At 67.5% G+C, this 26,122-nt stretch carries 27 protein-coding genes; 10 read left to right on the top strand and 17 right to left on the bottom strand.

Annotated features, from left to right (window positions below; translation table 11 throughout):
• Positions 1 to 85: 85 nt before the first annotated feature.
• The gene (locus V9G04_12815) at positions 86 to 856 is read right to left on the bottom strand and encodes an SDR family oxidoreductase (protein ID MEI2714138.1); all 771 of its coding nucleotides are present in this window, start codon (positions 854 to 856) and stop codon (positions 86 to 88) included.
• Between the two features lie 173 nt (positions 857 to 1,029).
• Between V9G04_12815 and V9G04_12810 the strand changes: the two genes are divergently transcribed.
• On the top strand, positions 1,030 to 1,998 hold the full coding sequence (locus V9G04_12810) for a DUF2804 domain-containing protein (protein MEI2714137.1): 969 nt from the start codon (positions 1,030 to 1,032) through the stop codon (positions 1,996 to 1,998).
• Positions 1,999 to 2,008: 10 nt separating this feature from the next.
• Here V9G04_12810 and V9G04_12805 read toward each other — a convergent pair whose 3' ends face one another.
• The 6 genes from V9G04_12805 to V9G04_12780 all read right to left on the bottom strand — a co-directional run bounded on the left by V9G04_12805 (position 2,009) and on the right by V9G04_12780 (position 7,036).
• A complete protein-coding gene (locus V9G04_12805) occupies positions 2,009 to 2,362 on the bottom strand; it encodes a hypothetical protein (protein ID MEI2714136.1) in 354 nt (117 codons plus the stop codon).
• Entirely contained in the window at positions 2,257 to 2,868 is a 612-nt protein-coding gene (locus V9G04_12800; protein MEI2714135.1) for a hypothetical protein, read from the bottom strand. Before V9G04_12800 ends, V9G04_12805 begins: the two co-directional genes overlap by 106 nt.
• Positions 2,869 to 2,969: 101 nt before the next feature.
• Positions 2,970 to 3,317: a carboxyl transferase domain-containing protein gene (locus V9G04_12795; protein ID MEI2714134.1), complete on the bottom strand. Its 348-nt coding sequence runs from the start codon at positions 3,315 to 3,317 to the stop codon at positions 2,970 to 2,972.
• A complete protein-coding gene (locus tag V9G04_12790) occupies positions 3,317 to 4,510 on the bottom strand; it encodes a carboxyl transferase domain-containing protein (protein ID MEI2714133.1) in 1,194 nt (397 codons plus the stop codon). The genes V9G04_12795 and V9G04_12790 overlap by 1 nt, the downstream gene beginning before the upstream one ends.
• 9 nt (positions 4,511 to 4,519) lie before the next feature.
• A complete protein-coding gene (locus V9G04_12785) occupies positions 4,520 to 5,980 on the bottom strand; it encodes a M1 family metallopeptidase (GenBank protein MEI2714132.1) in 1,461 nt (486 codons plus the stop codon).
• 9 nt (positions 5,981 to 5,989) lie between these two features.
• Positions 5,990 to 7,036 (bottom strand): phosphotransferase, encoded by a 1,047-nt coding sequence (locus tag V9G04_12780; GenBank protein ID MEI2714131.1) that lies wholly within the window; start codon positions 7,034 to 7,036, stop codon positions 5,990 to 5,992.
• 85 nt (positions 7,037 to 7,121) lie between these two features.
• On the opposite strand from V9G04_12780, the gene V9G04_12775 reads away from it, so the two are divergent.
• On the top strand, positions 7,122 to 7,916 hold the full coding sequence (locus V9G04_12775; protein ID MEI2714130.1) for a hypothetical protein: 795 nt from the start codon (positions 7,122 to 7,124) through the stop codon (positions 7,914 to 7,916).
• 237 nt (positions 7,917 to 8,153) lie between these two features.
• Here V9G04_12775 and V9G04_12770 read toward each other — a convergent pair whose 3' ends face one another.
• Together V9G04_12770 and V9G04_12765 are read right to left on the bottom strand one after the other, a co-directional pair.
• The gene (locus V9G04_12770) at positions 8,154 to 8,843 is read right to left on the bottom strand and encodes an aldehyde dehydrogenase family protein (protein MEI2714129.1); all 690 of its coding nucleotides are present in this window, start codon (positions 8,841 to 8,843) and stop codon (positions 8,154 to 8,156) included.
• Positions 8,840 to 9,013, bottom strand: coding sequence for a hypothetical protein (locus V9G04_12765; GenBank protein MEI2714128.1), 174 nt, complete (start codon positions 9,011 to 9,013; stop codon positions 8,840 to 8,842). Before V9G04_12765 ends, V9G04_12770 begins: the two co-directional genes overlap by 4 nt.
• Positions 9,014 to 9,139: 126 nt before the next feature.
• Between V9G04_12765 and paaA the strand changes: the two genes are divergently transcribed.
• The 5 genes from paaA (at position 9,140) to paaE (ending at position 13,016) form a co-directional block, all read left to right on the top strand.
• Positions 9,140 to 10,108: a 1,2-phenylacetyl-CoA epoxidase subunit PaaA gene (paaA, locus tag V9G04_12760; GenBank protein MEI2714127.1), complete on the top strand. Its 969-nt coding sequence runs from the start codon at positions 9,140 to 9,142 to the stop codon at positions 10,106 to 10,108.
• Complete coding sequence (paaB, locus tag V9G04_12755) at positions 10,105 to 10,398, top strand: 1,2-phenylacetyl-CoA epoxidase subunit PaaB (protein ID MEI2714126.1); 294 nt, start codon at positions 10,105 to 10,107, stop codon at positions 10,396 to 10,398. Before paaA ends, paaB begins: the two co-directional genes overlap by 4 nt.
• Positions 10,395 to 11,324, top strand: a complete 930-nt coding sequence (gene paaC / locus V9G04_12750) for a 1,2-phenylacetyl-CoA epoxidase subunit PaaC (protein ID MEI2714125.1) — start codon at positions 10,395 to 10,397, stop codon at positions 11,322 to 11,324. The genes paaB and paaC overlap by 4 nt, the downstream gene beginning before the upstream one ends.
• A 114-nt stretch (positions 11,325 to 11,438) precedes the next feature.
• The gene (gene paaD / locus V9G04_12745) at positions 11,439 to 11,894 is read left to right on the top strand and encodes a 1,2-phenylacetyl-CoA epoxidase subunit PaaD (GenBank protein ID MEI2714124.1); all 456 of its coding nucleotides are present in this window, start codon (positions 11,439 to 11,441) and stop codon (positions 11,892 to 11,894) included.
• Between the two features lie 72 nt (positions 11,895 to 11,966).
• Entirely contained in the window at positions 11,967 to 13,016 is a 1,050-nt protein-coding gene (paaE, locus tag V9G04_12740) for a 1,2-phenylacetyl-CoA epoxidase subunit PaaE (protein ID MEI2714123.1), read from the top strand.
• Positions 13,017 to 13,020: 4 nt separating this feature from the next.
• Here paaE and V9G04_12735 read toward each other — a convergent pair whose 3' ends face one another.
• The 4 genes from V9G04_12735 to V9G04_12720 all read right to left on the bottom strand — a co-directional run bounded on the left by V9G04_12735 (position 13,021) and on the right by V9G04_12720 (position 17,180).
• Positions 13,021 to 14,613: a hypothetical protein gene (locus V9G04_12735; protein ID MEI2714122.1), complete on the bottom strand. Its 1,593-nt coding sequence runs from the start codon at positions 14,611 to 14,613 to the stop codon at positions 13,021 to 13,023.
• A 53-nt stretch (positions 14,614 to 14,666) separates the two neighbouring features.
• Positions 14,667 to 15,287, bottom strand: a complete 621-nt coding sequence (locus tag V9G04_12730; protein MEI2714121.1) for a TetR/AcrR family transcriptional regulator — start codon at positions 15,285 to 15,287, stop codon at positions 14,667 to 14,669.
• Between the two features lie 20 nt (positions 15,288 to 15,307).
• Entirely contained in the window at positions 15,308 to 16,900 is a 1,593-nt protein-coding gene (locus V9G04_12725) for a hypothetical protein (protein ID MEI2714120.1), read from the bottom strand.
• Between the two features lie 67 nt (positions 16,901 to 16,967).
• A complete protein-coding gene (locus tag V9G04_12720) occupies positions 16,968 to 17,180 on the bottom strand; it encodes a hypothetical protein (protein MEI2714119.1) in 213 nt (70 codons plus the stop codon).
• 98 nt (positions 17,181 to 17,278) lie between these two features.
• Here V9G04_12720 and V9G04_12715 point away from each other — a divergent pair, with 98 nt between their 5' ends.
• On the top strand, positions 17,279 to 17,518 hold the full coding sequence (locus V9G04_12715) for a hypothetical protein (protein ID MEI2714118.1): 240 nt from the start codon (positions 17,279 to 17,281) through the stop codon (positions 17,516 to 17,518).
• Between the two features lie 765 nt (positions 17,519 to 18,283).
• Here the strand turns inward: V9G04_12715 and V9G04_12710 are convergent.
• The 3 genes from V9G04_12710 to V9G04_12700 are packed head-to-tail and all read right to left on the bottom strand — an operon-like array spanning position 18,284 to position 22,062.
• A complete protein-coding gene (locus tag V9G04_12710) occupies positions 18,284 to 19,636 on the bottom strand; it encodes a hypothetical protein (GenBank protein ID MEI2714117.1) in 1,353 nt (450 codons plus the stop codon).
• A complete protein-coding gene (locus V9G04_12705; protein MEI2714116.1) occupies positions 19,626 to 20,669 on the bottom strand; it encodes a hypothetical protein in 1,044 nt (347 codons plus the stop codon). The genes V9G04_12710 and V9G04_12705 overlap by 11 nt, the downstream gene beginning before the upstream one ends.
• Positions 20,614 to 22,062 carry a helix-turn-helix domain-containing protein gene (locus tag V9G04_12700; protein MEI2714115.1) on the bottom strand — a complete coding sequence of 483 codons (1,449 nt, stop codon included), beginning with the start codon at positions 22,060 to 22,062 and terminating at the stop codon, positions 20,614 to 20,616. The genes V9G04_12705 and V9G04_12700 overlap by 56 nt, the downstream gene beginning before the upstream one ends.
• Before the next feature lie 92 nt (positions 22,063 to 22,154).
• Between V9G04_12700 and V9G04_12695 the strand changes: the two genes are divergently transcribed.
• Both V9G04_12695 and V9G04_12690 read left to right on the top strand, forming a co-directional pair.
• Positions 22,155 to 23,288 (top strand): ferredoxin reductase, encoded by a 1,134-nt coding sequence (locus tag V9G04_12695; protein ID MEI2714114.1) that lies wholly within the window; start codon positions 22,155 to 22,157, stop codon positions 23,286 to 23,288.
• A gap of 10 nt (positions 23,289 to 23,298) precedes the next feature.
• The gene (locus tag V9G04_12690; protein MEI2714113.1) at positions 23,299 to 24,564 is read left to right on the top strand and encodes an acyl-CoA desaturase; all 1,266 of its coding nucleotides are present in this window, start codon (positions 23,299 to 23,301) and stop codon (positions 24,562 to 24,564) included.
• A gap of 145 nt (positions 24,565 to 24,709) precedes the next feature.
• Here the strand turns inward: V9G04_12690 and V9G04_12685 are convergent, their stop codons facing one another.
• Positions 24,710 to 25,891: a hypothetical protein gene (locus tag V9G04_12685; protein ID MEI2714112.1), complete on the bottom strand. Its 1,182-nt coding sequence runs from the start codon at positions 25,889 to 25,891 to the stop codon at positions 24,710 to 24,712.
• Between the last annotated feature and the right edge of the window lie 231 nt (positions 25,892 to 26,122).

The raw sequence follows: 26,122 nt of genomic DNA, 5'->3' as shown, positions 1-26,122 counted from the left end.
TGTCGCTAATGCACAGTTTTCTTTACTTTAGGTGAGCAGATGCGACAGGTCGAGGGGGTTGGCCGGAGCAGATGCGACAGGTGGGCTAGGGGACGCGGGTCGGGTTGATGATCGCGTCGGTGCCGCCGTCCACGACGATCGTGGTGCCGACCACCAGCGATGACGCGTCGGAGAGCAGGAACGAGATCAGGGCCGCGACCTCCTCGGGGCGGCCCGGACGCCCGAGGGCACTGGGGTACGCCTCGACGAAGACCCCGAGTTCGGGATCGTTGCGCATCTGGGTCGCCATCGCGGTCTCGATGAGACCTGGTGCGATCGCGTTGAGCCGGATGCCGTCGGCCGCCCAGGCCACGCACTCGCGGCGTACCCACCACCGCAGCGCGGACTTGGACGCGGGATAGACCGACGGCGCGTCGGTCTCCGCAGCGGCGGCGCGCGCGGACTCCTCTGGCCCGGCGAAGATCGCCTCGGCCACCGACACCGGCCAGCCGGGCTGGCACTCGACCGAGTTCGAGGACAGGAGTACGACTGACGCGCCCTCGGCTGCCTTCAGCTGCGTACGCAGTCCTTCGACCACTTCGACCGAGCCATAGAAGTTGACCGAGGCGAGCAGAGCCGGGTCGCCGCCCGTGCCTCCGGCAAGACCGGCGCTGGCCACGATCCCATGAATAACCCCGGCCTGGGCTGCGATCGCCTCGACCACGGCGCCTCTGCCTTCGGCGGTCGCCAGATCGCCGACGACGTCGGCCGAGTGCCGATCGACACCGATCACCGTGTGTCCCTGGTCTTGGAGTGCCTGCGCCGTGGCCGCACCGATGCCCGAGGCCGAACCTGTTACTACATAAGTCTTCGTCACGTCAGGCACGATAGCGGCGCGGGTTCGCGGTTGGACAGGGGTCTGGTCACCTGTCGGCTCCGCACACGCGTGCACTTGCGCCCGGTCGGCGCCCCACACGCGTGCACTTGCGCCCGGTCGGCGCCGCACACGCGTGCACTTGCGCCCGGTCGGCGCCTTGGCAGAATCGGCCCATGCCCGAACGCGAGATCACCGAGCCGGTCGACCTGTGCAACCCCGACGGCACCCTCAACCGGGATGCGGTGGGCTGGACTCGCCAGCCGCTGCACCGCGGCAACCTCAAAGGCTGGGGGCGTACGAAACGCTGGGAATACTGGGGCATCGTGTCGCGAAAGCACATCTTGGGGATCGTGGTGTCGAGCCTGGACTACGCGGCTGTGCACGGCGTCTACCTGCTTGATCGCGACAAGGGCACCGAGCGAATGCAGGACGTGGTCGTCCCGCTCGCACGCAACACCACGATGCCCGAGCGTTGCGGGGACGGCCGGGTGAGCGGGTTCGCCAAGGACCTCGACATCCAGATCGACCACCTGCCGGACCTGACGCACATCACCGTGCGGGGGCGCGAGGTCAGTGCCGATCTCGCCCTTCCGAGGACCGGCCGAGACTCGCTCGGCGTCGTCGTGCCGTGGACCGACAAGCTCTTCCAATACACCGTCAAGGACGTCGGCCGCCCGGTCACGGGCCGGATCACGGTCGCCGGGGAGGCGTACGGTGTCGCGCCCGGTTCCTTCGCCGTGCTGGACCACGGCCGCGGCAGATGGCCCTACAAGATCCGCTGGAACTGGGCGGCCGGGCACCAGGAAGGGCTGAGTCTCAACCTCGGCGGTGGTTGGACCGACGGCACCGGCTCGACCGAGAACGGCATCGTCATCGGCGATCGCCTGCACAAGATCAGCGCCGACCTGGAGTGGACGTACGACACCCGCGACTGGCTACGGCCCTGGCAGATCACCGGGGCGGGGGTCGACGTGGGCTTCGAGCCTTTCCACGAACGCATCGCGAAGACCGAGCTCGGCGTGGTCGGCTCACACACCCACCAGTGCTTCGGACACTTCACCGGCCACGTCGAGGTCGAGGGCGAACGGGTCGCCGTCGACGGCCTCACCGGCTGGGCCGAAGAGGCCCGCCAGCGCTGGTGACTCGAAAGCTTCAGTAGAGCTGCGGCACGAACGTCTGCTCACCCATCGGCGGGCGGACGTACGGCATCTCCTTCATCACCGGCAACTCGACCACGTCGGGCGCGACGTCGTCGTAGTCGAACTGGCTCAGCAGGTGGCTGATGCAGTTGAGCCGGGCAGCCTTCTTGTCGTCGCTGGGCACGACGTACCAAGGCGCCTGTTTGATGTCGGTGTACTGGAACGTCGTGTCCTTGGCCATGGAGTACTTCGACATAGAGCTCATGCTCGGCCAGGTCCATGTCGGAGAGCTTCCAGCGCTTGAGCGGCTCGGCGTTGCGCGCCTCGAAGCGGCGCGCGCTGCTCGTCGTACGACACCGAGAACCAGTACTTGATCACCGTGATCCCCGACCGCACCAGCATCCGCTCGAACTCCGGGCAGGAGCGCAAGAACTCCTGGTGCTCGGCTTCGGTGCAGAAGTCCATCACCCACTCGACGTTGGAGCGGTTGTACCAAGATCGGTCGAACATCACCATCTCGCCGGCCGCCGGCAGGTGCTCGACGTAGCGCTGGAAGTACCACTGGGTCTTCTGCCGCTCGGTGGGTGCGGGGAGCGCGGCAACTCGGACCGTACGAGGTGACGTCCGCTCGGTGATGCGCTTGATCACGCCACCTTTGCCGGCGGAGCCGCGGCCCTCGAAGATCACCAGGACCTTCAGGCCCTGCCGCTGGATCCAGTACTGCAGCAGTACGAGTTGCTCCTGTAGGCGCTCCATCTCGGCGTCGTAGAAGTCGGCCCTGAGTCGGCCGTCCTTCTTGTAACGCTCGGGGTGTTCGTCGATCTCGACCAGGCCGATGTCGTCGGCGCCTTCAGGCAGGTGGTTCTTGGCCATGATCACTCTCCTACGCAACGTCGTTGATCGGTCCTAGCGTGCCGGACCGTCGGCGGTCGAGCAAAGCGGGGGTCGTGAGCAAAGTCGAGACCCGCACGTCCTCAGTAGTCATAACGCAACGTCCGCCGCCGCGCCGAGCCAGGTCCGACCCGCATCAGCGCCGCGAGTTCGTACTCCAAGACGGCTCCCACGCGGCGACAGAACTCCTCGGGCTCGTCGGCGGCGTCGGGCAACTCGGGCACGATCCGGTCGACGATGCCGAGGCGGTGCAGGTCCAGAGCGCGTACGTGTTGCGCGCGCGCCATGTCGGGTGCGTGATCGAGGTCGCGATGGATGATCGCCGATGCACCCTCGGGTGGCAGCGGAGAGAGCCAGGCGTGCTGGGCCGCGATGATCCGGTCGGCGGGCAACAACGCGAGCGCACCGCCGCCGTTGCCCTCGCCCAACATCAGGCACAGCGTCGGAAGCTTCGAGTGAAACCAGGTCTGCCAACGACCGGGCGATCTCGCCCGCGAGTCCGCCGTTCTCGGCATCGGCCGACAACGCGGCGCCCTGGGTGTCGATCACCGTGACGAGCGGGAGCCCGAGCTCCCGAGGCCAGCCGCATCCCGCGTCGCGCTTCACGCAAAGCCTCCGGCCCCATCTGGTGATCGGTGGTCTGACCGCGCCGATCCTGACCCAAGAACACGCACGGCGCGTCCTTGAACCTCGCCAACGCGATCAGCAGGCCGGGATCGGCCTCTCCCTGGCCGGTGCCGTTCAACGGCACCACATCGCTGGCGGCATAGCGCAACAGACGGCGTACGCCCGGCCGATCAGGACGCCGCGAACGCGTCACGCAGTCCCACGTCTCGACGTCGGGCACATCCCCATCGCCAGGATCGGCGACCGGCGCGATGCCCTCGCGCGGGGCGAGCAGGATCCGCAGTGCCCGGTCGAGGATGCCGCCGATCTCCTCGGGCGGCACGACGGCGTCGATGATGCCGCGTTCGTAGAGGTTCTCGGCCAGTTGGACTCCCTCGGGGAAGGGTTTGTCATAGAGCGCCTCATACACGCGCGGGCCGAGGAAGCCCACCAGTGCACCGGGCTCGGCAACGGTGACGTGGCCCAGCGACCCCCAGGAGGCGGAGACGCCGCCGGTCGTGGGGTGGCGTAGATAGACCAGGTACGGCAACCCGGCCTGGCGGTGCGCGGTGACGGCGGCGGTGATCCGGACCATCTGGACGAACGCCGGGGTGCCCTCCTGCATCCGCGTGCCGCCGCTGGTCGGGGCCGCGACGAGGGGCAGCCCCAGACGAGTGGCGCGCTCGACGGCCGCGACCACCCGGTCGGCCGCGTCCCGACCGATCGTGCCCGCGAGGAAGCCGAACTCTCCGATCAGGGCCGCGATCGGCCGACCGTTGAGCGTGCCCTGGCCGGTGAGCACCGCCTCGTCGGCGCCCGACTTCACGGCTGTCGCGTCGAGTTCAGCGGCGTACTCCGGCGACACACCACGTCGCGCCGGTGCGGTGTCCCAGGACACCCACGATCCGTCGTCGAGGACCAGATCGATCAACTGGCGGGCGTTGAGACGGCGCGGCTTGCCGGCAGGCTGGGCCTTCGCGAGGGCGGGTTCGGGAGTCGGCGTGGTGCGCTCGGGCATGGACGGAACTTAACCCGGTGTGCTCTCGCCGGTCAGCCATCGGTCGAAGAACGCGGTGAGTTCCTCGCCGGTCGTCGCCTCGATCCAGGCGAGGTACTCCTCTCGAGTCGCGGTGTCCGGTGCGACCTCCGGCCAGGCTCGGACGAGCTCCCAGAAGGCGTCGTCGCCGATCTGCTCGCGCAGGTCCGCCCACATCACCGCAGGGGAGGTGTAGACGATCGAGCCGCCGAAAGCGTGGGGGTCGTACGCCCCGGGCGGGCCCTCGTCGCCGCGCAGGAAGGAGTCGTTCGCGCGCCAACCCTCGATCGTCGCGCGCAAACTCGGTCCGCCGTGTTTGGCCTCGAAGACGGCCTGGAGGTACATCGCCATGCCTTCGTTCATCCACAGGTCACGCCAGTCGGTGGGGCCGACGAGGTTGCCGTACCACTGGTGCACCAGTTCGTGCACCAGGACTGGTGGCGAGGTGGCGTAGTCGGTGTCGCCCAGGGTGATCAGGGTCTGGGTCTCCATGCCGCTAGTGGATTCGGTGAGCAGCACGCCGGCGCTGTCGAAGGGGTAGTCGCCGAGCTTGGTCTCGACCCATTCCAGCGCCTGCTTGGTGACCCGGAGTCGCGCCAGGCGGTCGTGCTGCTCGGGCAGCACCCAATAGTTGAGCGGCGTGCCGGACGCGGTCTCGTCGGTCTCGTGGGTGTAGTCGCCGATGCCCAGCGTCACCAGATAGGACGCCATCGGGTCGGTGTTGTGGAACTTCGTAGTGGTGCGGCCGTTCTTCGTGGTGCGCTCGGTCAGAGTGCCGTTGGAGACGCCGACGAGCGGATCGGGCACGGTAATGGCCACGTCGTAGAACGCCTTGTCGGCCGGTTGGTCGTTGACCGGATACCAGGTGTACGCGCCGTACGGCTCCTGCATCGTCCACACGTTGCCGGCGCTGGTGAGGGTGAAGCCGAGACCGGGGATGTCGTCGCGGCGAGTCGGTGCGCGTACGGGCTCGGGCTTGCCGCGATAACCGATCACGACCTTGTAGACCTCGTTCTTGGTCACCGGGTGGTGGATCACGAGGTCCTTGCCTTCGTGGGTGGTCTCGGCGGCCTGCTTCTCGATGCGCACCTTGGTCGCCTTGAAGGTCGGCGACAGGTCGAGTTGGAACTCGTCGGCGTCGGTCGTCGCGCGGAACGTGATCGCGTCTCGCCCGGTGAGCGTGTGGGTCTCGGGGTTCCAGCGCAGCTTCAGGTTGTGGTGCAACGTGTCGACCCCTGGGTCGCCCACGTGCGGGTAGTAGGAGTCTTCGCGGGTGCGGCTCGCGGCCTCTTCGTACGCCCCGAGGTCGGCGTCGGTGATCTGCGCGTCTTCGGTGGCGACGGTCGCCGGGGTGAGGACGGGTTTGGTCTCCGGTTCGCTGTCGGGATCACCGGTGCAGCCGGTCAGGACACCCAGGCTCACGGTGATCCCGACGAGCGCGCGCAATCTCATCTTTGGAGCCTAGTGGGGCGGAACGAGCGCCCGCGCCGCTGCTATCTCGCGCAGTACGCGGTGGCACGTCGTCGTCGCGGAACCCTCGCCAAGGCGCGAACCGATCTCGATCAGCCAGAAGAGATCGGCGGCTCTCGCGCGCTCCCTGAGCGTCGCGACGTCGGCCTGCTCCGCAGCCGGGAGCGCCTGGTTGAGAGCTGTCAGCATCGCGTCGGTGAAAGCAGAGTCGGGCCGCTCGCGCAGCGCGTGTCCGACGTCCTCCAGTGGGTGGCCGGAGTGCGCGAACTCCCAATCGAAGAGTCCCGTAATCTCGCCCGACTCGGGATCGCACAAGATGTTGCGCAGGGACAGGTCGCCGTGCACGAGACAGGCGCGCGGGCTGCTCGCGAGGAGCTCGTCGGCGTACGCACACAACTCTCGCAGCGTTGCTCGTTGAGCTTGCGGAAGCTGCAGGATCGGGCCGCGGTGACACCAGCGGTCCCACCAGGTGACGAGCGACTCGGCGCCCTCCTGCCAGACGCGCCGTTTGAGGGTGGCGTCGAGGAAGTCGCCGGGTCCGCGCATCCCGATGTTGCCGAGTCGGGCTAGTGCGGCACCGAGGCTGGTGCCGAGATTTTCGCTGAGGTCGGGGCGCTCGGTAAGCACGTCGTCGAGGATGCTGCCGGGCAGACAGGTCGTGACGAGCACGGCGCTGTCCTCGCACTCGCGCAACTCGACGAGTCGCGGCGCTGGGATCGCGGGATCGATCAGCCGGAGCACGGCAGCCTGCACCCCGGGCGCCTCGGGACCGCGGGCTCGGTGGCCAGCGCCAAACACCCGCAGCACGACCTCTTCTCCGGTTTCTTCGCTGCACGCCAAGAACACCTCGCCGGAGTTGCCCCCGGTGGCCGGGCGTACGTCTCGATATCCCGCAACCTGCGGCGTGCTCCCCACGCGCACATTGTGCGCGCTCCCAGGCGGGATGTCGGCGTCGTGGCCCATCCAGCCGTGCCAGTCGCTGCGGCAGAGCCCTCCCGACTGACGATCCTCCTCGATGAAGAAGAGAACCGATGTCAAGGCTAAGGTCGAGGTGGGGGTTTAAAGAGGGCGTTTGTCTGTGACTGCCCCCGAGTCCCCCCGTTCCCCCCTTATTGGAGCCATCATGGTCATGCCTGCTGTCCCCCGTCGTTCGATCGCGAAGGGCGCCGCGTGGTCAGTGCCGGCCGTCGCGCTCGCCTCAAGTGCCCCGGCGTACGCCTCCTCTCAAGTGCTCTGCACGCCGGGCGAATGCCCGACCGTGACCTTCCTGCCCGGAACCTGGACACTGTCCAAACTGGGCGAGATCAAGGACAACACGGGCAGCACCGACGTGGTGTCGAGTTGGGAGCCGGAGCAGGGCACCAATGGGTGTCTGTGTAACGAAGCCCCCTCCGGCCAGCCGCCCTTGGCGTGTGCGGCCGGAGGTCCCGGCGGCGGTGGTCCGTACACCAACGTCGCCATCGCCGAACAGGACCCGGACGCCGACGGCGCTGGTCTGGTGCTCGCCCAGGGCGGCAAGTGCTTGGCCGCAGGCACAGTGCTGAACTTCACCTTCGACTGGGCCTCTTATGGCGCCAACCCGATCGGCACCAACTTCCGGGTGTTCATCGAGCCGACAACGAGCGCTAACAGCGGCTCGACCTATACCAACGTCACGTCGGCGACGACTGGCACGCAGTTGGGCACCACCGTGAGCGCCCCCGGCGCCGTGAAGCCGGTTGACGGCGAGTATCAGAACTCGTCGCACAACTACAACCAGAGTGGGTCCACCGGCGGCACTTACACGGTCCCGACTACGGGGGAATACACCATCAAACTGGTCTGGACCTTCGACGATGCCCCCAACGGCTACGGCGCCTGCCAGAATGCCAACGACATCGGTGTCTTCAACCCGGTGTTGACCTGCACAACCCCCTGACCACTCGCATCACGCACGTCTCAAGGTGCCCGGCAGTCCGCTGCCGGGCACCTTCGCTTTTGTACGACCGTCGCCAAGCTCCCCCAGATCTCCTGCGACACACTTGGCCTGCCCGAGACAGGAACAGGACATGGAGCCGACCGCAACCCAACTCGAGCGCGAGCAGCGCTTCCGGTCGGTCTATGACGCTGCGTACGTCGACCTGTTGAATTTCGTACGCCGACGCGTACCTGGACATCAAGCTGAGGACCTCGTCGGCGAGGTGATGCTGATCGCCTGGCGACGGCTGGACGACGTTCCTGCTGACGAGTCCGACGCGCGGGCCTGGCTGTTCGGCGTGGCTCGCAACAGCACCGGTGACATCAGCGCGCTCCGCTTTGAGTCCGCTGCGGACTCAAAGTGCAGGAGCGCGTCGCACGAGGAGCGCAACCGCCCGACCGCGGCGGTCACAGAATCGGCCAACGACGACGGCACGATCACGCGGCGGATCGCGGTGCACTTCTGGCCCGACTTCACCGTCATCTCGGTGACGACGGCGCGCACGAAGAGCTCGAACTCCGGATCGTCGACGCTGACGTCAGTGCCCAGGATCGAGCAGTTCAGCGAGTCGGCCTCGACTCCGAGGCGTACGCCGCCCGTCACCACGGCGGGGTGTTTTCGCAGCATGGCAGCCGTGCGCGCGGAGCCCGTGAAACCCACGTGGTCCTGCGGACCGAGCGCTTCCAAGAGTCCGTCCGGGGCACCGCAGACGAGTTGCAAGGTGCCCTCGGGCAGTAGGTCCGCGATCCGGCGTACGACCTCCTCGGCCAGGTAGGCCGTCTGCGCGGCGGGCTTCACGATCTTCGGCAGACCGGCCAGGAAGGCGGGCGCCAGCTTCTCCAACAGCCCCCAGACGGGAAAGTTGAAGGCGTTGATCTGCACACTCACGCCCGGCCGCGACGTGTTGAGGTGCTGGCCGACGAACGTGCCGCCACGCCCGAGTGGCTCCAGCGTGCCGTCGAGCAGATGAGTGGCGTTGGGGGGAGTTCGCGCTTGGCCTTCGAGGCATAGGAGAACACCGTGCCGAAGCCGCCGTAGTGCTCCAACAGGCGGGTCATGTCAGTCCTTTGGTCTCGACTTTGCTCGACCGGCCGCGTGGCGGAGCCGTACGACCGTTTGCCTGGGGATGTGACGCCTGCCACACTAGTTCCCGACCAATCGGTCGGTAAATCGCAAGGAGGGCCATGAGCACCACGCTCGAAGCCGACTTCGATGCCGTCATCGCGCGTCACGACCGGATCGAGCCGCGCGACTGGATGCCTGAGGGCTACCGCAAGACGCTGATCCGCCAGGTCGCCCAGCACGCGCACTCCGAGATCATCGGGATGCAGCCCGAAGGCAACTGGATCACCCGAGCGCCCAGCCTGCGCCGCAAGGCGATCCTGCTCGCGAAGGTGCAGGACGAGGCGGGTCACGGGCTCTACCTCTATTCGGCCACCGAAACGCTCGGGATCTCGCGCCGTGAACTCACCGAGATGCTGATCAGCGGGCGGCAGAAATACTCCTCGATCTTCAATTGCCCGACGCTTTCGTACGCCGACGTCGGCACCATCGGCTGGCTCGTCGACGGCGCCGCGATCTGCAACCAGGTGCCGCTGTGCCGCACGTCGTACGGCCCCTATGGACGCGCGATGATCCGGATCTGCAAGGAGGAGTCCTTCCACCAGCGGCAGGGCTTCGAGTTGCTGGCCACGATGATGCGCGGCACCGAGGCGCAACGCGAGATGGTGCAGGAATCGGTCGATCGATTCTGGTGGCCGGCGCTGATGATGTTCGGCCCTCCCGACGCGGATTCGCCGAACACCGCGCAGTCGATGGCGTGGGGGATCAAACGCAACACCAACGACGACCTGCGTCAGCGCTTCGTCGACATGACGGTGCCGCAGGCCGAGATCCTCGGCGTGACGCTGCCCGACCCGGACTTGAAGTGGAACGCCGAACGCGACTCCTATGACTTCGGCGAACCCGACTGGGCCGAGTTCAAGCAGATCATCAGCGGCAACGGCCCCTGCAACCGCCAACGGATGGCGCACCGCAAGAAGGCGTACGACGACGGTGCCTGGGTGCGCGAGGCGGCGATGGCGTACGCCGCCTCCCCGCTGGTTGAGGAGCCCGCGAAGCGGGCGTCTCGAAACCAAGGAGACCCCCGATGAACAACATCCACCCCGAGTGGCCCCTCTTTGAAGTCTTCGTCCGCGGCAAGCGCGGCCTCAACCACGTCCACGTCGGTTCCCTGCACGCCGCCGACGACGCGATGGCCGTACGCCACGCGCGCGACGTCTACACCCGGCGCAACGAGGGCGTCAGCATCTGGGTGGTGAGGTCGGTCGACATCACCGCGAGCAGCCCCGACGAGAAGGACCCGCTGTTCGCGCCCGCTGGCGACAAGGTCTATCGGCACCCGACCTTCTATGAGATCGCCGAGGACGTGCCGCACCTATGACCGGCACGCCCGACCCGACCCAGAGCGACGAGTCGATCTATGCCGAACTGGTCGACCACGCGCACGTCGATGACGCCGGACACTGGGCTTTCGGCACTGATTTCGAGGACCCGCTCGCGGGTGTCGACACCACGCTGCCCGCAGGCGTCGACGGCGCGGACCTCGCGGCGTACTGCCTCATGCTCGGCGACGACGCCCTGATCGCCTCGCATCGACTCAGCGAGTGGTGTTCGCACGCTCCCGATCTCGAGGACGACATCGCGCTGGCCAACATCGCACTCGACCTGCTCGGGCAGGCGCGGCTGTTGTTGGCGCGTGCTGCAGCGGCTCGCGACGACCGGGATGACGTACGCCCTCCCGAGGACACCCTCGCGTTCTTCCGTGAGGCCCAGGATTTCAAGAACGTACGCCTGGTCGAGGCCGAGAACGGTGACTTCGGCGAGACCATCGCGCGGCTGCTGGTCTTCTCGACGTTCCGGCTGGCGCTCCTGGAAGAACTGCGGCGAAGTCGTGACCACGTGCTGGCTGCGGTCGCGGAGAAGGGCGTCAAGGAGGTGACCTATCACCGCGACTACGCCGCGAGCTGGTTCGTCACCCTGGCGCGCGGCACCGAGGAGTCCAGGCGACGAATCAGCGAAGGGCTCGATCAAGTCTGGCCCTATCTCGACGAACTCTTCCAGGCCGATGACACCGAGACTCGCCTTTCCCAAGCCGGTGTGGCCGCCGATCCCAGCATTCTGCGAGCAGACGTCGACGCCGTGCTCGACCAGGTCTTCGAGGCCGCTGTGATCAGCCGTCCCGAGATCGCCCCGATGGCAGCGGTAGGCGGGCGTACGGGTCGCCAAGGGCTGCACACCGAAGCCCTGTCCCACCTGCTCGCGACCATGCAGTCGGTCGCCCGCGCGCACCCGGAGGGCCGATGGTGACCGAGCACCTCACCCTGCCCGCGACCGGGCACAAAAGCGCGCGTGAATCCCGCCGACCCGGCACAAAAGCACGCATGAATCCCGCCGAGCGGGCACAAAAGCTCGCCGAAATCCGTGGTCGATCCCGAGTTGCCCATGCTGACGCTCGCCGATCTCGGTGTGCTTCGCGGTGTCGAACTGTCCGAGGGCGTGGTCATCGTGACGATCACCCCGACGTACGCCGGCTGCCCGGCGCTCACCGCTATGCGCGACGACCTCACCCGCCGGCTCACCCAGGGCGGCTTCTCGAAGGTAGAGATCCGGCATCAACTCACTCCTGCCTGGTCCAGCGACGACATCACCGAGCGGGGAAGATCGCGACTGCGCGAACACGGCCTGTCCGCGCCGGGCCCGGCGCCACGACAGGCCGGACCAATCCCGCTCACTCTCGGCCCAAGCAGGCGTACGACCCGATGTCCACGCTGCGGCGAGCCGGGCGAACTCACCAGCGAGTTCGGCCCCACCGCGTGCACCGCGCTCTATGTCTGCGGGTCCTGCCACGAGCCCTTCGAGCACCTGAAGGAGCACTGAGATGTCGGGTAGTTCAGTGCGAAATGGCTGTCTCGACCCCCTTCAACACGACCATTTCGCACTGGACTATCCATGAGAGCGACCTTCCACAAACTCCGCGTGGGCAACGTCGAGACCCTCACTGACGACAGCGCGGCTCTCACGTTCGAGGTCCCCGAACACCTGCGAGAGGCGTACGCGTTCACGCCAGGTGAGTCCCTCACCCTCAGGCGCAGGATCGAGGGCCGAGACGAACGGCGTACGTACTCCCTGTGCACTCCAGCCGGACACCCCCTGCGGATCGGCGTTCGCGTCGTGCCCGACGGGCTCTTCTCGACCTGGCTCGTGCGCCAGGTCAAGCCGGGCGACGTGATCGAGGTCCAGCCACCGAGCGGCTCGTTCCGGCTGCTCGATCCGACGAGAAGACACCTGTGCATCGCGGCGGGTTCCGGCATCACCCCGATGCTCTCGATCGCGGCCACCGCACTCCACGAAGGTGGCGATGTCACGATGCTCTACGGCAACCGCACCAGCGCGACGGTGATGTTCGCCGAGGAACTGGCCGACCTGAAGAACTCGTACGGTGAGCGGTTCAACCTGATCCACGTGCTCTCTCGCGAGCCTCGCGACGTCGAGCTCTTCTCCGGTCGTCTCGACGGCGAGCGGATCGAGCGGCTGATCAACGCCTTCGTCCCGATTCGGGCAGTCGATCACGTCTGGGTCTGCGGGCCGCATGGTCTGATCGAGCAAGCCCGAGAGACGTTGCAGTGGCTGGGTGTCGATGCCGAGCGCATCCACTACGAGCTCTTCTATGTCGACGAGCCGCCGCCCGAGTTGATCCGCCCCGAGGCCACCGTGCAAGGAGCCACCACCGAGGTGACGATCACGCTCGACGGGCTGTCGTCGACGGCCGAATTCAGCCGCGCCCAGACCATCCTCGACGGCGCGCAACGGCTGCGATCCGACCTGCCGTTCGCGTGCAAGGGTGGGGTGTGTGGGACCTGCCGCGCGCTCGTCACCGACGGGGCGGTCGACATGCGCCGCAACTACGCGCTGGAGCCTGCCGAGGTCGAGGCCGGCTTCGTGCTCACCTGCCAGTCCTACCCGACCGGCGCACGATGTGCCGTGGACTACGACGCCTGAGCACTCACCGCGCGAGCCGCACTGTGCGGCTCTTGCGCGCCGGGAACCCGAATTGCGTCGGTACCTTCACGCGATAGACGCCACGACGCAGGTCGAGGGTGCGTACGTCCTTGGGCCCGCGCGTGCGCGAACGCTTGACGGTGTTCCACTTCCCGTGGACTCGGCGCTGCACCCGGAACCTGTAGTTGACCGCGGCCGAGTCCGGACCGATGTTGACACGCAACCTGGACCGTTTCTTCACCGCCTTCGCGCGGACCGTGAGCACCGGAGACGTCCCGTCGGGGTCGACGATGATGCCGCGGCTGGCGGGCGTCTCGTCACGGTTGTCCGCGTGGTCGGTGGCGCGCACCTCGAAGACGTGCGGTCCGGCGTCAAGGGTGCGGGTGGAGGGAGAGGTGCACGCCGTCCAGGCCTCGCCGTCCCAGGAGCACTCGAAGGTCGAGCCGACCTCGGTTGCCGAGAACGAGTACGACACCGTCGGCGAGGTGACCGTGCCCACCGGACCCGAGGTGACCTTCGTGTCCGGCGGGTCGACATCTCGGGGGATCCGCAGCGTCGTCGAACCGACGAGCGTGTTGTCGCCCGCAGTGCCCGGCGCGTTCAGGGCGTAGAGATAGAGCGGCTGGTCGCCGAACCTGTCGACCGGGACCGTGAAGTCGAAGCCGTGGTCGCCGGGAACACCGAAGGTCGAATTGACCCCGGGGTGCGGCAGTTTGGCGGGCCCGAGTTCGATCTTCTGTACGCCGGGGGTGTCGAAGTTGCCGCCCACGAAGAGCAGCAGCTGCAACGGCTGTGCGGGCGCGTCATAGTCGAAGGCCCAGCCCTTCACGCGTACGCGGCCTTCCGAGGCGGTCGCGACATCCATGGCGCCCCTGATGACGCCCGGCGGATTGACCGTGACGGTCTGACAACCCAAGTCGCCTGGGCTGGGGTAGCCAGACTCGCCCCACGCGAGCACACACACCTGGTGGGTGCCAGGGGGCACCTGCTGGGTGACTTCGAAGCCGGAGCCGGCCGGATAGCCGGGGTAGGCAGTGACGACGTCGGGACGCGCAACTCCGGTATAGACCTGGCCCATCGGAGCCCGAGGCTCGATCCGCACCGGGCGGTCCAGCTCGAGTGGATCGACGGCCCAGCCGCGGATCTTGATCAAGCCCGCGCCCGGCGAGCTGACACTGTCCAGCCGGCCGAAGGGCTCGCGCTGCAGATCGGGGAGGTAGAGCTCTCGGAAGGGCTGTCCCCCGGACGGTCGATACTCGGAGAAAGCCACGCGAATCTCCCCATAACGGGCGTCGCCGACACGGACGGGCAGATCGAAGGCGTGGCCGTCCCAAGGGGTGCCGGGGCTCGCCAGATCGGCAGTGCCGACGCGCTCGTACTCATAGCCGCCGCCCCGCAGCACCCACACGCCGAGGCGTGCCTGGGGCCAACTTTCCGACATCGCCCACCCCTTGATCCGGACCACGCCGGGGTAGGCGGCCACGATCTCGACGTTGCCCTGCACAGGTTCGTACGCCTGCGCGTGACCAGGCGCGAGCAGGGTGGCGCCGAGGGTCGCGGCGATCAAGGAAGCAAGGAGGCGTACGACGCGAGCCACGGCGGTGCCTTTCGGGGGATTGAGCGGTTCTGCTCGACCCTGCCCTCAGCCCATCACGGGCAAACGGCCGGGTCACGCAAGCCGTCGAAGGCGATCGCCGTCACCGCATCGGCCAACTCGACAGCCGAGGTCGGTCCGCCGGGGCGCCACCACTCCACGAGTGAGTTGACCATGCCGAAGAGCAGGCGTGACACCAGCAACGGGTCGAGATCGGAGCGCAACTCACCAGCGCTGATCGCGTCCGAGACCAGAGCCGCCAACTGTGCGTCGATCTCGCGGCGCCGGTCGAGGGCGGCGACCTCGACGGGCGAGTTCCCGCGTACGCGCAGGAGCAACGTGACCGCCGGCTGATGGGCGACCAGGATCTCGACCGACGAGTGGATCGTCGTACGCAATCGCTCGCCGGCCGACCCGCCGGCGGGGGCTCGCACCACCTCGACCAGCGCGTCGAGCGCCTCGTCCAGGGCTGCGGCGAGCAGCGACTCCTTGGACGCGACGTGGTGATAGATCGCGGACTTGGTCAGTCCGAGGGCTTCCGCCAGATCTCCCATCGACGTGTGGTCGTAGCCACGCTCGTTGAACAGGGTGATCGCCGTCCGCAAGACCGTCTCGGCGTCGGTGCCGGGGCGGCCACGTCGACGCGCACCGGGGACGGAGGACGTGGGCCGCGACATGCGGGCAGCCTGTCACAGGCTCAACGTGTGAGCCGGACCTTGCGGCTCTTGGCCGACGGCAGTCCGAACTGGCGGGGGACCTTCACCCGATAGACCCCACGACGCAGGTCGAGGGTGCGTACGTCCTTGGGCCCGCGGGTGCGCGCACGTTTCACGGTCTTCCACTTGCCGTTCGCGCGACGCTGCACCTTGAACCGATAGTTCACCGCGGCCGAATCGGGGCCGACGTTGACCCGCAGTCGCGACTTCTTCTTGACCGCCTTGACCGCGAGCGTGAGCTTGGTGATCGGGTTGGTCCCGCCGAGATCGACGATGATGCCGCGGTTGGCCGGCGTCTGGTCCTTGTTGCCGGCTGGGTCGACGGCCCGGACCGCGAAGGTGTGCGGTCCGTTGCCCAGTTCGCGGCTCGTGGGCGAGGTGCACGCGGTCCACGGCTCGCCGTCCCACGAGCATTCGAAGGTGGAGCCACCCTCGGTGGACGAGAAGGCGTACGACACGTTGCCGGTGTTGACCGTGCCCACGGGACCTGCCGTGATCTGGGTATCGGGAGGTGTCGTGTCTCGCGTGATGTGGACGGTCTTCGTCAGCACCAGACGATGGCCGCCGGGCGTGCCGTCGACGTTGAGGGCGTAGAGATAGATGGGCTGGTCGCCGAACTTCTTGACGGCCACGGTCTTGTCGAAGCCGTGGTAGTTGCCGACGCCGTACGACCCGCCGACATCGGTGCGCAGCCGGTCGGCCGGTCCGAGATTGAAGGCCTCGACGCCAGCCATGTCCGGAGTGCCCCCGACATACAGGTGCATGGTGACCGGCGTGTTGGGAGCGTCGTAATCGAACGCCCAACCGGCGACGCGTACGGACCCGGGCCCGCCCGTGGCGGCATCGATCCCGGCCTCGATCACCCCTGCCGGGTTGACCTTGACCACCCGACAGCCCAGCTCGGTCATCCCGTTGACGCCGAGGGCGTGAACGCAGATCGGTTTCGTCCCGGGGGAGGAGCCACCAGTGAGGTGGAAGCCGTGATCGGGTCCGTAGCCGGGGTAGGCGTTGCCGACATCGGTGCGGGGGAGCCCAGCGACGCCTTCGACCGCGGCCTCGGTCGCGAATATCCGGACCTTGTTGCCGGGCTGGGCAGGGTCCACAGCCCAGCCGGTGATCGTGACCTGCCCGGCCGCGTTGCTGACGATGTTGTCCACTGCCCCGAACGGCACGAGTGGCGGCAGGTAGAAGGACGCTTGAGCATCGGGGGGTGAACCAGGGTCGGGCTGGGTGTTGGAGAACCACACTCGTACGGCTGTCGATCCGGTGTTGTTGCGCACATGCACGCGCAGATCGAAGGCGTGGCCGTCATAGAAGGTGTTGGGTGCGGGGTCATCCGCGACACCGGCCAGTTCGATGTTCGAGCTGAGCCCGACCTGCACCCACACGCGCACACGGTCGCTGGGGTACTGATCGTGGCGTGCCCATCCTTTGACGTGGAGGAAGCCGGGGTAGGGCGCCGTGATCGTCGCCTGCCCCTGGTAGGGGTAGCCAGCGGTCGCCGTCGGCAGGGCCACGAGGGACACCCCGAGCAGGGCGGTGACGACAAGACAGAGGAGCCGGAGCGCGCGCATCGACCGAGACCTTTCGCGGGATTATGACTGCGACGATGCCCGGTCGATCCCGCGCGCAAACTGCCGCTCAGCGACGCAGCTTCACCCGCTTGCTCCGCTTGCCCTTCAGGCCGTGTTGCGCGGGCACCTTCACGCGGTAGACACCTCGCCTGAGGTTCAACACCTTGCGGTCTCGTGACCCCTTGGTGCGCGACTTCTTGACTCGCTTCCACTTGCCGTTGACCTTGCGCTGCACGACGAAGCGGTAGTTGTGCGTGGCCGAATCCGGTCCGACATTCACTCGAAGTCGCGAGCGCTTCTTGATCGCCTTGACCGCGACACTGACGCGAGAGCGAGTGGTGGTGATGATGACGCCGCGCTGCTGTGGCGTCGGGATCGATGTTGCCGACCTTGTCGATCGCGCGGACGGCGAAGACGTGCGGGCCAGAGGAGAGCGTACGGCTGGCCGGGCTGGTGCAGGCCTCCCAGCCGGCGTCGTCCCAACTGCACTGGAAGCTGCTGTTCGCCTCACTTGAACTGAACGCGTACGACACCGTCGGATTCGACACCGTGCCGGTCGGGCCGGCGGTGATCGAGGTCTCCGGTGGAGTGGTGTCGGGGGCGGCCAGGTGGGAGTAGCGGCCCGGCTTGCCCGCGTTCGCGATCGCATCGGGATCAGTCAGGATCCCCGCGTTCGTCGTGGTGTGGGGGATCGGTGCGCCGTCGACGATTCGATACTTCTTGCCGTCGGGCACGCGCAGGATCGTGCCTTCGTACGGTCGGTAGAGCAGGTGGTTGTAGAGGCCGCCGGAGCCGGCCTTCTCGATGACATCCATCCCCACCTTGATCAACGGCTGCGTGCCGCCGTAGACGCTCCAGGTGCTGACGAAGACGGGGGCGCCGCCGATGACGCGAAACACCTTCCAGTGATCGGGGTGTCCCTCTTGGATCGCGTGCAGGAAGGGGCCGGACAGGGGAAGCTTGCGGATGCGGTTGTAAGGCGCTGTCGAGCTCGCCTTCGCCACGGTCGTCTCATCCACATTGATGACCGTCGGCTTGGTCGCGATGGATGCCCAGAAGGTCGAGGACACATAGAGCGGTGCGCCGCCCGCCATCACGTAGACATGCTTGCTGGGCATGGTGCGGATGTAGGTGTTGTTGCGCGGATAGGTGGGCAGCGCGCTCCACTCCGCGGCAGTGAGGGCGTTGATCGGTGGCGCTGTCGACAGCGTGGCCAGATAGGTGGCGCTGGCGTAGATGGGGGCGCCACCGGCGATGCGGTAGACGCGCCCGCCGTAGGAGACGTACGACCCCTCGGCCGGCGCCGCGGCCTGCGTCGGCGGAGCCGTCAGCAGGCCCACGCCGAGCGTGAGTAGAACCGCGATGACGAGGTGTCGGATTCGATTAACGGACAAGACGCACCTTCTTCGTACGAGTGCCGCGCAGGCCGAGTTGCTGGGGCACCTTCACTCGATAGACGCCCTTGGGGAGGTCCAAAGTTCGCCGCTCCTTGGGACCCTTCGTGCGCGTGCGGCGCACGCGCTTCCACTTCCCGTTCGTTTTGCGCTGCACGACGAAGCGGTAGTGGCGCGAGGCAGAGTCCGGATCCAGGTCCACGCGCAGCCGCGAGGACTTCCGGACCGCCTTGACGCGGGCGACGATCCGCGTGGTGGTGGCGTCGACGATGACGCCGCGGCTTGCCGGGGTCGGGTCGACGTTGCCCGCGTTGTCGGTGGCACGCACCGAGAACACGTGCGCGCCACGGGACAGGTCGCGCGCCGCGGGACTGGTGCACGACTGCCAGGCGGCGTCGTCCCAACTGCACTCGAAGGTGCTGGGTTCGTCTGCCTGGAACGCGTACGACACAGTCGGTGTTGCGACGCTGCCCGTCGGGCCGGCGATGATCCAGGTATCGGGCGGCGTGGTGTCGGGCACGGTGGGCGGCGGGGGCGGTGCGGCCAGGTGAGACCACCTCCCCGGTTTGCCGGCGTTTGCGATGGCGGCCGGGTCGGTGAGCGCGCCGGCGCCGGTCGTGCTGAACGGGATCGGCGCACCCGATTCGACGCGATACTTGGTCCCGTCGGGCACCCGGAGGATGGTGCCCTCGGCCGGGCGATAACGCAGTCGGTTGTAGTAGCCGCCCGAACCCGCCTGCTCGATGGCATCCAGCCCCACGCGTACAGACGAGTGAACGCCGCCGAAGACGGCCCAGTCGCTCACGTGGACAGGCGCGCCACCGGCGACGCGATAGACGGTCCCGTCGTCGGGGCTCCCGGCCTGTACGCCCTGGAGGAACGTCCCGGTCGCCGGGAACGCCCGCAGGCGGTCATTGGGTGCAGCCGAACCCGCGCTGTTGACCGTCGTCTCGTCGACGTCGATCAGCGTGGGCTTGGTGGCCAGCGACGACCAGTAGGTCCACGACACGTACACGGGCGCACCACCGGCGATCACATAGACCGGGTTGCCTCCGGTGGGTGAGGCTGCCCGGATATAGGTGTTGTCGCGCGGGTAGGCGGCCAGCGCACCCCAGTCCGCAGCAGTCAGCGCAGTCACGGTCGGCTTGGTGGCGAACGTGGCCCAATAGGCGGCGGTGATGTAGAGCGGTGCACCGCCTGCGATGCGGTAGATGTGACCGCCATAGGACACGTACGCGCCCTCGGCGGGCGCAGCCGCCTGGCTCGACGGCACGGAGAGGAAGCCCAGGCTCAACGCGAGCAAGATCGCGACTGCGAGCCGTCGGGCGCGATCAGCGTGCAAGGCGGACCCTCCTCGTGCGAGTGCCACCGAGCCCGAACTGGCTGGGGACCTTGACCCGGTAGACGCCGCGTTTGAGGTCGAGCACGCGCCGGTCGCGCGGGCCCTTCGTACGCGCCTTCTTCACCTTGCGCCACTTCCCGTTGACCTTGCGCTGCACCACGAAGCGGTAGTTGAGGGCAGAGGAGTCCGGGCCGAGGTCCACGCGCAGGCGTGAGCGTTTCTTGACGGCCTTGAGTGCGGCGCTGATCTTGACGACGCCCGGGGGCAGGATCTCGAAGCCGCGTCCGACGGGCGTGGTCTCGACGTTGCCGCTGGCGTCGGTGGCGCGGACGTGGAAGTCGTGCGCGCCAACCGGCAGGTCGGCCGTCGAAGGACTGGCGCACGGACTCATCGGCGCCCCGTCCCAACTGCACTCGAAGGTCGCCGGCTCGTTGGCCGAGAAGCCGTACGCCACCACGGTGCCGAGCGGCACCGTGCCCGGTGACGCGGACGTGATGGACGTGATCGGTGGGGTGGTGTCGGGTGCGACGGTGACCATTCCGCACTCCAGGGCGACGTTGGTGCCGACGCCCACATTGAGTGCCTGGACACAGATCTGCTGCTGGCCTGACGGCACGTCGAGAGTCACGTCCCAGCCATGCAGTTCGCCGTAACCCGGGTACGCCCTCCCTACGTCCGTGCGTCGCACGTTCGCGGTGTGTTCGCCGAGGAGTGTGGTGCCGACGGGGCCGCGGAAGATCCGCACCTTCAGGCTCTGGGTCGGGGCGCTGGGGTCTGCGGCCCAGCCGGTGAGGTGCACTTTCAACGGCGCGGAGGAGGTCAAGGTGTTCATGTCACCGAACGGGTCGGGACTGGCGACCGTGACCGTGCCCTGGTGCAGCAACACCGGTGACCCGGTGACCGCGTCGAAGGTATAGACGGCCAGGTTCTGTGCGCCGGTGCCGGCGACCGTCATGGTGCTGTCGAAGCCGTGGTAGTCACCGATGCCGCCACCGTACGTCGCGTTGACGTCTGGGCGCGGCACCATGGTCATCCCCAGATCGAAGCCCTGGGCGCCGACGTAGACATGCACGGTGAGGGTGGCTTGAGGAGCGTCGTCGTCGAAGACCCAGCCGCGCACTCGCACCTGGCCAGGTTGGGGGGAGTTCGCGATGTCGAGCGCGAAGATCATCCGGTCGGCGGCCTGAGCCGGCGCCGGGATCAGCAATGCGGCGAGGAGGCTGAAGAGCGCGACGAAGGCCCGAGCGAACATACGCAGAGGATAAGTCGGCTCGACTCACGCCAGCGCCAGCGTGAGCTCCCCTGATCATCTCGGGGTCCTCCAGGCGATCGCCGTACGCCTCGCGCACCTGACTCATCCGATAGCGCACGGTCTGCGGGTGGACGAAGAGGGCGGCGGCGATGTCGTCGCGGCGGCCCTGGTGCAGCAGCCAGGAGCGCAGTGTCTCGGTGAGTTTGTCGCGGGTGGCAGGACGCAATCGCGCCAGCGGAGCGAGCACCCGCTCACGCAGGTCGCGCAGTGCCTCTGGGTCGGCGGACAAGATCAGCTCTGCCAGCCTGGCCTCGGTGTCGATCGACTCCTCGACAAGCATCGGCAGCGCGCGCAGCGCGCGGACGTACGAGCCGCGTACCTCCAGCCAGGGGCGGGTCGGCCCCGCCACCGCGGATCGGCCCGTGAGCAGCTTGAGCAGGCGCGCTCGGGTGGCGCCGGTGAAGCCGCCGACCATCAGCACCGCCGTCCCCTCAGGCAGCCCCGAGACACCGGCCGGCGCTCGCAGGGCGGGGGAGTCGAGCAGACCGATCACCGGTCGGACCTGTGCCTCGGGGAGCAGGACCGCAGTGAGGTTCGGCGGTGGCATCCACTCGGCGACCGCGGCAGCCTGCGTAAGGGCGTCCGCGGAGTCACCGCGCAACAGGGCTACGGCCAACTGGTCGAGTTGTGCCTGTCGTACCCGCCCGCTGCTCTCCATCTCATCGGCGTGCCCTGCGACACTGGCGGCCGACAACTCGTCGATGTAGGCGAAGACCAGTTCGGCGAAGGTGGCCAGTTGTCCTGCGCCCGCACCCCGCTCCACCGCGATCTGGGACAGCTCGTGCCACGCGACCCGAGCCCCCACCCGATAGGCCGACAACAACGCGTCGGCGCTGCGACCTGAGCGCGCCTCGCCGCGGCCCAGGGCGTACGCCCCTTCGAGCGTGGGGCTCTGCGGGCCTGCCTCCCCGACTCTTCCGGCGGCGGCCAGCCGCAGGAATCCACTCAGCGCCATCTGCACGGCCTGGGCGATGGTGACGCCCAGGGGACCGTCGAACTCCTCCTTGTAGGCAGGCACCTGGGTCATCACCGCGTGGATCGTGTGGGTGGCGACCTCTGCAAGGGGTTCTTGCAGCGCATGGAGCAGTCCGGGTGTCATCTGGGTCACGGTCATGGCCCAACTTTATTCGTAGTGAACAAAAAGTGCCCGAAGATTCACATGCAGATGCCAGGAATCCGCGGCCGGTTGTAAGCCACAGTTGTGTCATGACGGCATTGATGGGTGGCGACGCCGGAGCGCGCCCTTGGCGTGACCGCGCCGTACGCCTGGTCGAGTCGCTCACCACTCCGGCGCTGCCGGCCGACTACCTCGACCTTTTCGCACCGCTGCGCTCGGGCGCCGACCTGCGCGGACGCGTCGTGGCGGTCGAATCCGAGACGGCGGACGCGGCCACCATCGTGATCAAGCCCGGGCGCGATTGGGCCGGGCACGTGCCAGGGCAATACCTGCGACTCGGCGTCGACATCGACGGCGTACGGCACTGGCGGGCGTACTCCCTGACGCACGGACCGCGCAGCGACGGCCTGATCTCGATTACCGCCAAGGCGTTGGCCGACGGGCTGGTCAGCAACCATCTGGTGCGCGAGCTAAAGCCGGGCACGCTGGTGCACCTCGAGCAGGCGGCCGGCGAGTTCGTGCTGCCGGTCGAGCGGGATCGAGACCACGCGCCGCGCAAGCTCCTGTTCGTCACCGCCGGATCGGGCATCACGCCCGTGATGGGGATGCTGCGCAACCTGAGCGCCTCGGGTGCGTTGGACGGGGCGGATCGGCGCTACGACATCGTCGTGGTCCACCTCAACGTGGCGGAGACGACGTCGATCTTCCGGTCCGAGTTGCTCGACGCGCATCAGCGCGAGTCGATCGCATTGCACGAACACTTCGACGAGCGTGACGGCCTCTTCGACGTCACCGATCTGCCCACCCTCGTACGCGACCTCGACGAACGCGAGACCCTCGCGTGCGGCCCGGCCCCGTTGCTGGACGCGCTCGCAGAGTTCTTGGCGGGACGGGGCCTGAAGTTGCAGACCGAGCAGTTCCGGCTGACGCGCATCGAGCCCGGCGAAGGCGGCAGCGTCACCTTCGCCAAGCAGGACAAGCACCTCGACCTCGATGGCGCGACCCCGATCCTGCAAGCCGCAGAGGAAGCGGGCGTGCTGATGCCGAGCGGATGCCGGATGGGCATCTGCATGGCCTGCGTGCTGCCCATGAAGCAAGGCGCCGTACGCGATCTGCGCAACGGCTCCGTGACCACCGTCGACCCGGGTGCCGCCCCGCATGAGTGGACGAAGGTGCAGACCTGCATCAACGCCGCCGCGGGCGAGTGCCACCTCGATCACTGAAGGAGATCAGATGACCACGATCCAGAAGAAGCACCGCCTCGGTCAGACCGACCCCATCGCGCACCTCTCCCGAGCTGACATCGAACAGATCGGCATCGAACTCGACGCGATCCGTCAAGACGTCCTCGACTCCCGCGGCGCGTCCGACGCGGCGTACATCCGCCGGATGGTCAAGACGCAGCGCTACCTCGAACTCGGCAGCCGCGCCGTCCTGCTCGGCAGCATCTTCCCGCCGGCCTTCATCGCGGGCACGGTGGGGCTGTCGCTGGCCAAGATCCTCGACAACATGGAGATCGGCCACAACATCCTGCACGGCCAGTGGGACTGGATGCGCGACCCCAAGATCCACTCCTCGACCTGGGAGTGGGACATGGCGAGCCCCGCCGTGCAGTGGAAGCACGCCCACAACGATCTGCACCACACGTACACCAACGTCATCGGCAAGGACAACGACCTCGGCTACGGCATCATGCGCGTGGACGAGGACCAGACCTGGCACCCGCGGTATCTGGCGCAGCCGTTCTGGAACTTCCTCAACGCGCTGATCTTCGAGTACGGCATTGCGATGTACGACGTCGAGATCGGCGAGAAGATCCGCGGTCGCGGACTCAAGCAGGCGCTCGCCGACGACCCGAAATTCCGCGAGGACGTCGACCTGCTGCTGGCCAAGATCAAGAAGCAGGCCGGCAAGGACTATGTCGTACATCCCCTGCTGTCACTGGTGACGGGCTCGTTCCTGACCACGCTGGCCGCCAACGTGATCGCCAACGTGACCCGCAACGTGTGGAGCCACTCGGTGATCATGTGTGGTCACTTCCCCGAGGGCGTCGAGACTTTCGAGCGCGCTTCGATCGAGGGGGAGACCAAGGGCGACTGGTACGTCCGTCAGATGCTGGGCTCGGCCAACATCTCCGGCTCGAAGTTCATGCACACCATGACAGGCAACCTGTCGCACCAGATCGAGCATCACCTCTTCCCCGACCTGCCGTCCAACCGTTATGCCGAAGTCGCCCCGAAGGTGCAGGCACTTTTCGACAAGTACGACCTGGCCTACTGCTCGCGTCCGCTGGTGCCGCAGGTCGCCTCGGCGTGGCACCGAGTGTTCCGGCTTTCGCTGCCCAACGGCTGGCTTGAGCAGACCAACCGCACCAACGTGGTGTCGCAGGTCAAGAAGTTGTGGAAGCTCTCGCGCTCGGATTACCGGACCCGTCGCAAGATGCTGCGTGAGATGGATCGTGCGGCAGGTCGCCTCGAGTCCGACCGGATCGCTGCCTGACCCTTGTCGCGGGCTGATCGGGAATTCGCTTCGCCCAACCCACGAGCAGGGTCGGCCTCCGGGGGGACGAGGCCGCGACTCCTCGCCTGGAACGTGCGAGCATTTCGGCGATGACGCCGACGTACGCGTGACCTGCGACACCCGATCAGGAGATGGCCACCCGCCACAACGTCTCGTGAGGCGGCTGGCTGCGCGAGATGGTCCAGCGGGTCAGGTACGCCTGGCCGTCGAGGACGGCGAGATTGGTGACGTCGAAGACGGCGCGGGTGGTGTTGGTCCATGACCGGCGCGTGGCCAAGGTGACCGGGTCGACCTCCACGATCGCCTGCGTGGAGTTGTTCATGAACACATAGAGCATGCCGTTGTCGCCCAGGGTGATGCTCGCGGGGAAGCCCTCGGAGGCCGTGCGCAGCGGCACGTCGACATAGCGAGTGCCGTCGAACGCGACCAGGCGCCACTCGTCGAGCGTGAAGATCCTGTTCCCGGCCGAGAGCACCTTGCTGGCCCGGTTGACGCGGTAGATCGGAGGCGTGCCGCTCGTGGTCACCTTCGACCACGAGGTGCCGTCGAAGCGCATCATCGGCAGGGCCGGGCCACGGTTGCCCTGACTGGCCTGGGTGTAGACGTGGTTGCCGATCTGCCCCATCCAGTAGATGCGCTCGTAGCCGTCGCGGTAGGCCGGGTTGGTGTCTGTCTGGGACAACGATTCGGTCCAGGTGTCACCGCCGTCCGTCGAGCGCCACACCACGCCGCGGGCGTCGGACCACGTGGTGGTGTCGCGGGCGACCGCAGCCCCGGACAGGAGCAGGTCGGTGCCGTTCGAAGTCGCCACGTCGAAGACGTGTGCTGCCGCCACGCCCTGCGCGGGCAGTGCCCAGGTGCCGGTGCGGTTGCTCACGACCGACTCGTTCGGTTTGGCCAGTGCAGCCGGGTCGATGGCGGGGACGTGCAGGGCGCCATTGATGGTCCGGAAGGTGTTGATCTCCTCGGTCCTGAAGGAGTTGTACGAAACGCCGAACCCGCCGGTCGTGGGGTCGTAGTAGGCCACGTCCACACCGACGCGGGCCGGGATTGACCCCGCATTGTTGGTGTAGTCGCCATAACCGTAGAAGACCTTGCCGGAGTAGGTGGCGAGGGTGCGGATCCGCCGGCCGGATTCCATCGCCATCGCCTTGGCGCTGGGTGGCGCACCGAGTTGGATCGGGATGGCCGTCGAGGGGTCGATGGTGCCGGTCGAGTTGATCTGCGCGGCAGACGCGGAGCTAGTGGAGGGGGACACGCTGGCCAGGATGAGAGCAGCAAGAACTGCGGGAGCGAGGCGACGCATGGGGGGACGTCCTTCACGGGTGGGGGGAGCGCAGCAGCGCAGGCGCCACCGCGCTGGGGGATGCGGTGGCGCCTGCGTACTGCTGGGTGGGGGGATGCAGTGACTCGAAAATCTCTGCAGTTGGGGGGATGCAGTGACTCGAAGGTCGCTGCAGCTTTCTTGGGGGGACGCCCGAGACAGCCGACTTCATGGTGCGGAGTTTCGGATGATGCACGAGCGCTACTGCTTTAC

This window comes from Nocardioides sp., from assembly GCA_037045645.1.
Lineage (GTDB): Bacteria > Actinomycetota > Actinomycetes > Propionibacteriales > Nocardioidaceae > Nocardioides.
This window is presented reverse-complemented; position numbering and strand designations above follow the sequence as displayed.

Bases quoted from the DNA above. Each gene is read 5' to 3' on its own strand.
- V9G04_12810 (MEI2714137.1), top strand. From the start codon at position 1,030: ATGCCCGAACGCGAGATCACCGAGCCGGTCGACCTGTGCAACCCCGAC.
- V9G04_12800 (MEI2714135.1), bottom strand. From the start codon at position 2,868: ATGGCCAAGAACCACCTGCCTGAAGGCGCCGACGACATCGGCCTGGTC.
- V9G04_12795 (MEI2714134.1), bottom strand. From the start codon at position 3,317: ATGTTGGGCGAGGGCAACGGCGGCGGTGCGCTCGCGTTGTTGCCCGCC.
- V9G04_12790 (MEI2714133.1), bottom strand. From the start codon at position 4,510: ATGCCCGAGCGCACCACGCCGACTCCCGAACCCGCCCTCGCGAAGGCC.
- V9G04_12785 (MEI2714132.1), bottom strand. From the start codon at position 5,980: ATGAGATTGCGCGCGCTCGTCGGGATCACCGTGAGCCTGGGTGTCCTG.
- V9G04_12775 (MEI2714130.1), top strand. From the start codon at position 7,122: ATGGTCATGCCTGCTGTCCCCCGTCGTTCGATCGCGAAGGGCGCCGCG.
- V9G04_12765 (MEI2714128.1), bottom strand. From the start codon at position 9,013: ATGACCCGCCTGTTGGAGCACTACGGCGGCTTCGGCACGGTGTTCTCC.
- paaA (MEI2714127.1), top strand. From the start codon at position 9,140: ATGAGCACCACGCTCGAAGCCGACTTCGATGCCGTCATCGCGCGTCAC.
- paaB (MEI2714126.1), top strand. From the start codon at position 10,105: ATGAACAACATCCACCCCGAGTGGCCCCTCTTTGAAGTCTTCGTCCGC.
- paaC (MEI2714125.1), top strand. From the start codon at position 10,395: ATGACCGGCACGCCCGACCCGACCCAGAGCGACGAGTCGATCTATGCC.
- paaE (MEI2714123.1), top strand. From the start codon at position 11,967: ATGAGAGCGACCTTCCACAAACTCCGCGTGGGCAACGTCGAGACCCTC.
- V9G04_12730 (MEI2714121.1), bottom strand. From the start codon at position 15,287: ATGTCGCGGCCCACGTCCTCCGTCCCCGGTGCGCGTCGACGTGGCCGC.
- V9G04_12725 (MEI2714120.1), bottom strand. From the start codon at position 16,900: ATGCGCGCGCTCCGGCTCCTCTGTCTTGTCGTCACCGCCCTGCTCGGG.
- V9G04_12715 (MEI2714118.1), top strand. From the start codon at position 17,279: ATGTTGCCGACCTTGTCGATCGCGCGGACGGCGAAGACGTGCGGGCCA.
- V9G04_12705 (MEI2714116.1), bottom strand. From the start codon at position 20,669: ATGACCATGGTGCCGCGCCCAGACGTCAACGCGACGTACGGTGGCGGC.
- V9G04_12700 (MEI2714115.1), bottom strand. From the start codon at position 22,062: ATGACCGTGACCCAGATGACACCCGGACTGCTCCATGCGCTGCAAGAA.
- V9G04_12695 (MEI2714114.1), top strand. From the start codon at position 22,155: ATGACGGCATTGATGGGTGGCGACGCCGGAGCGCGCCCTTGGCGTGAC.
- V9G04_12690 (MEI2714113.1), top strand. From the start codon at position 23,299: ATGACCACGATCCAGAAGAAGCACCGCCTCGGTCAGACCGACCCCATC.
- V9G04_12685 (MEI2714112.1), bottom strand. From the start codon at position 25,891: ATGCGTCGCCTCGCTCCCGCAGTTCTTGCTGCTCTCATCCTGGCCAGC.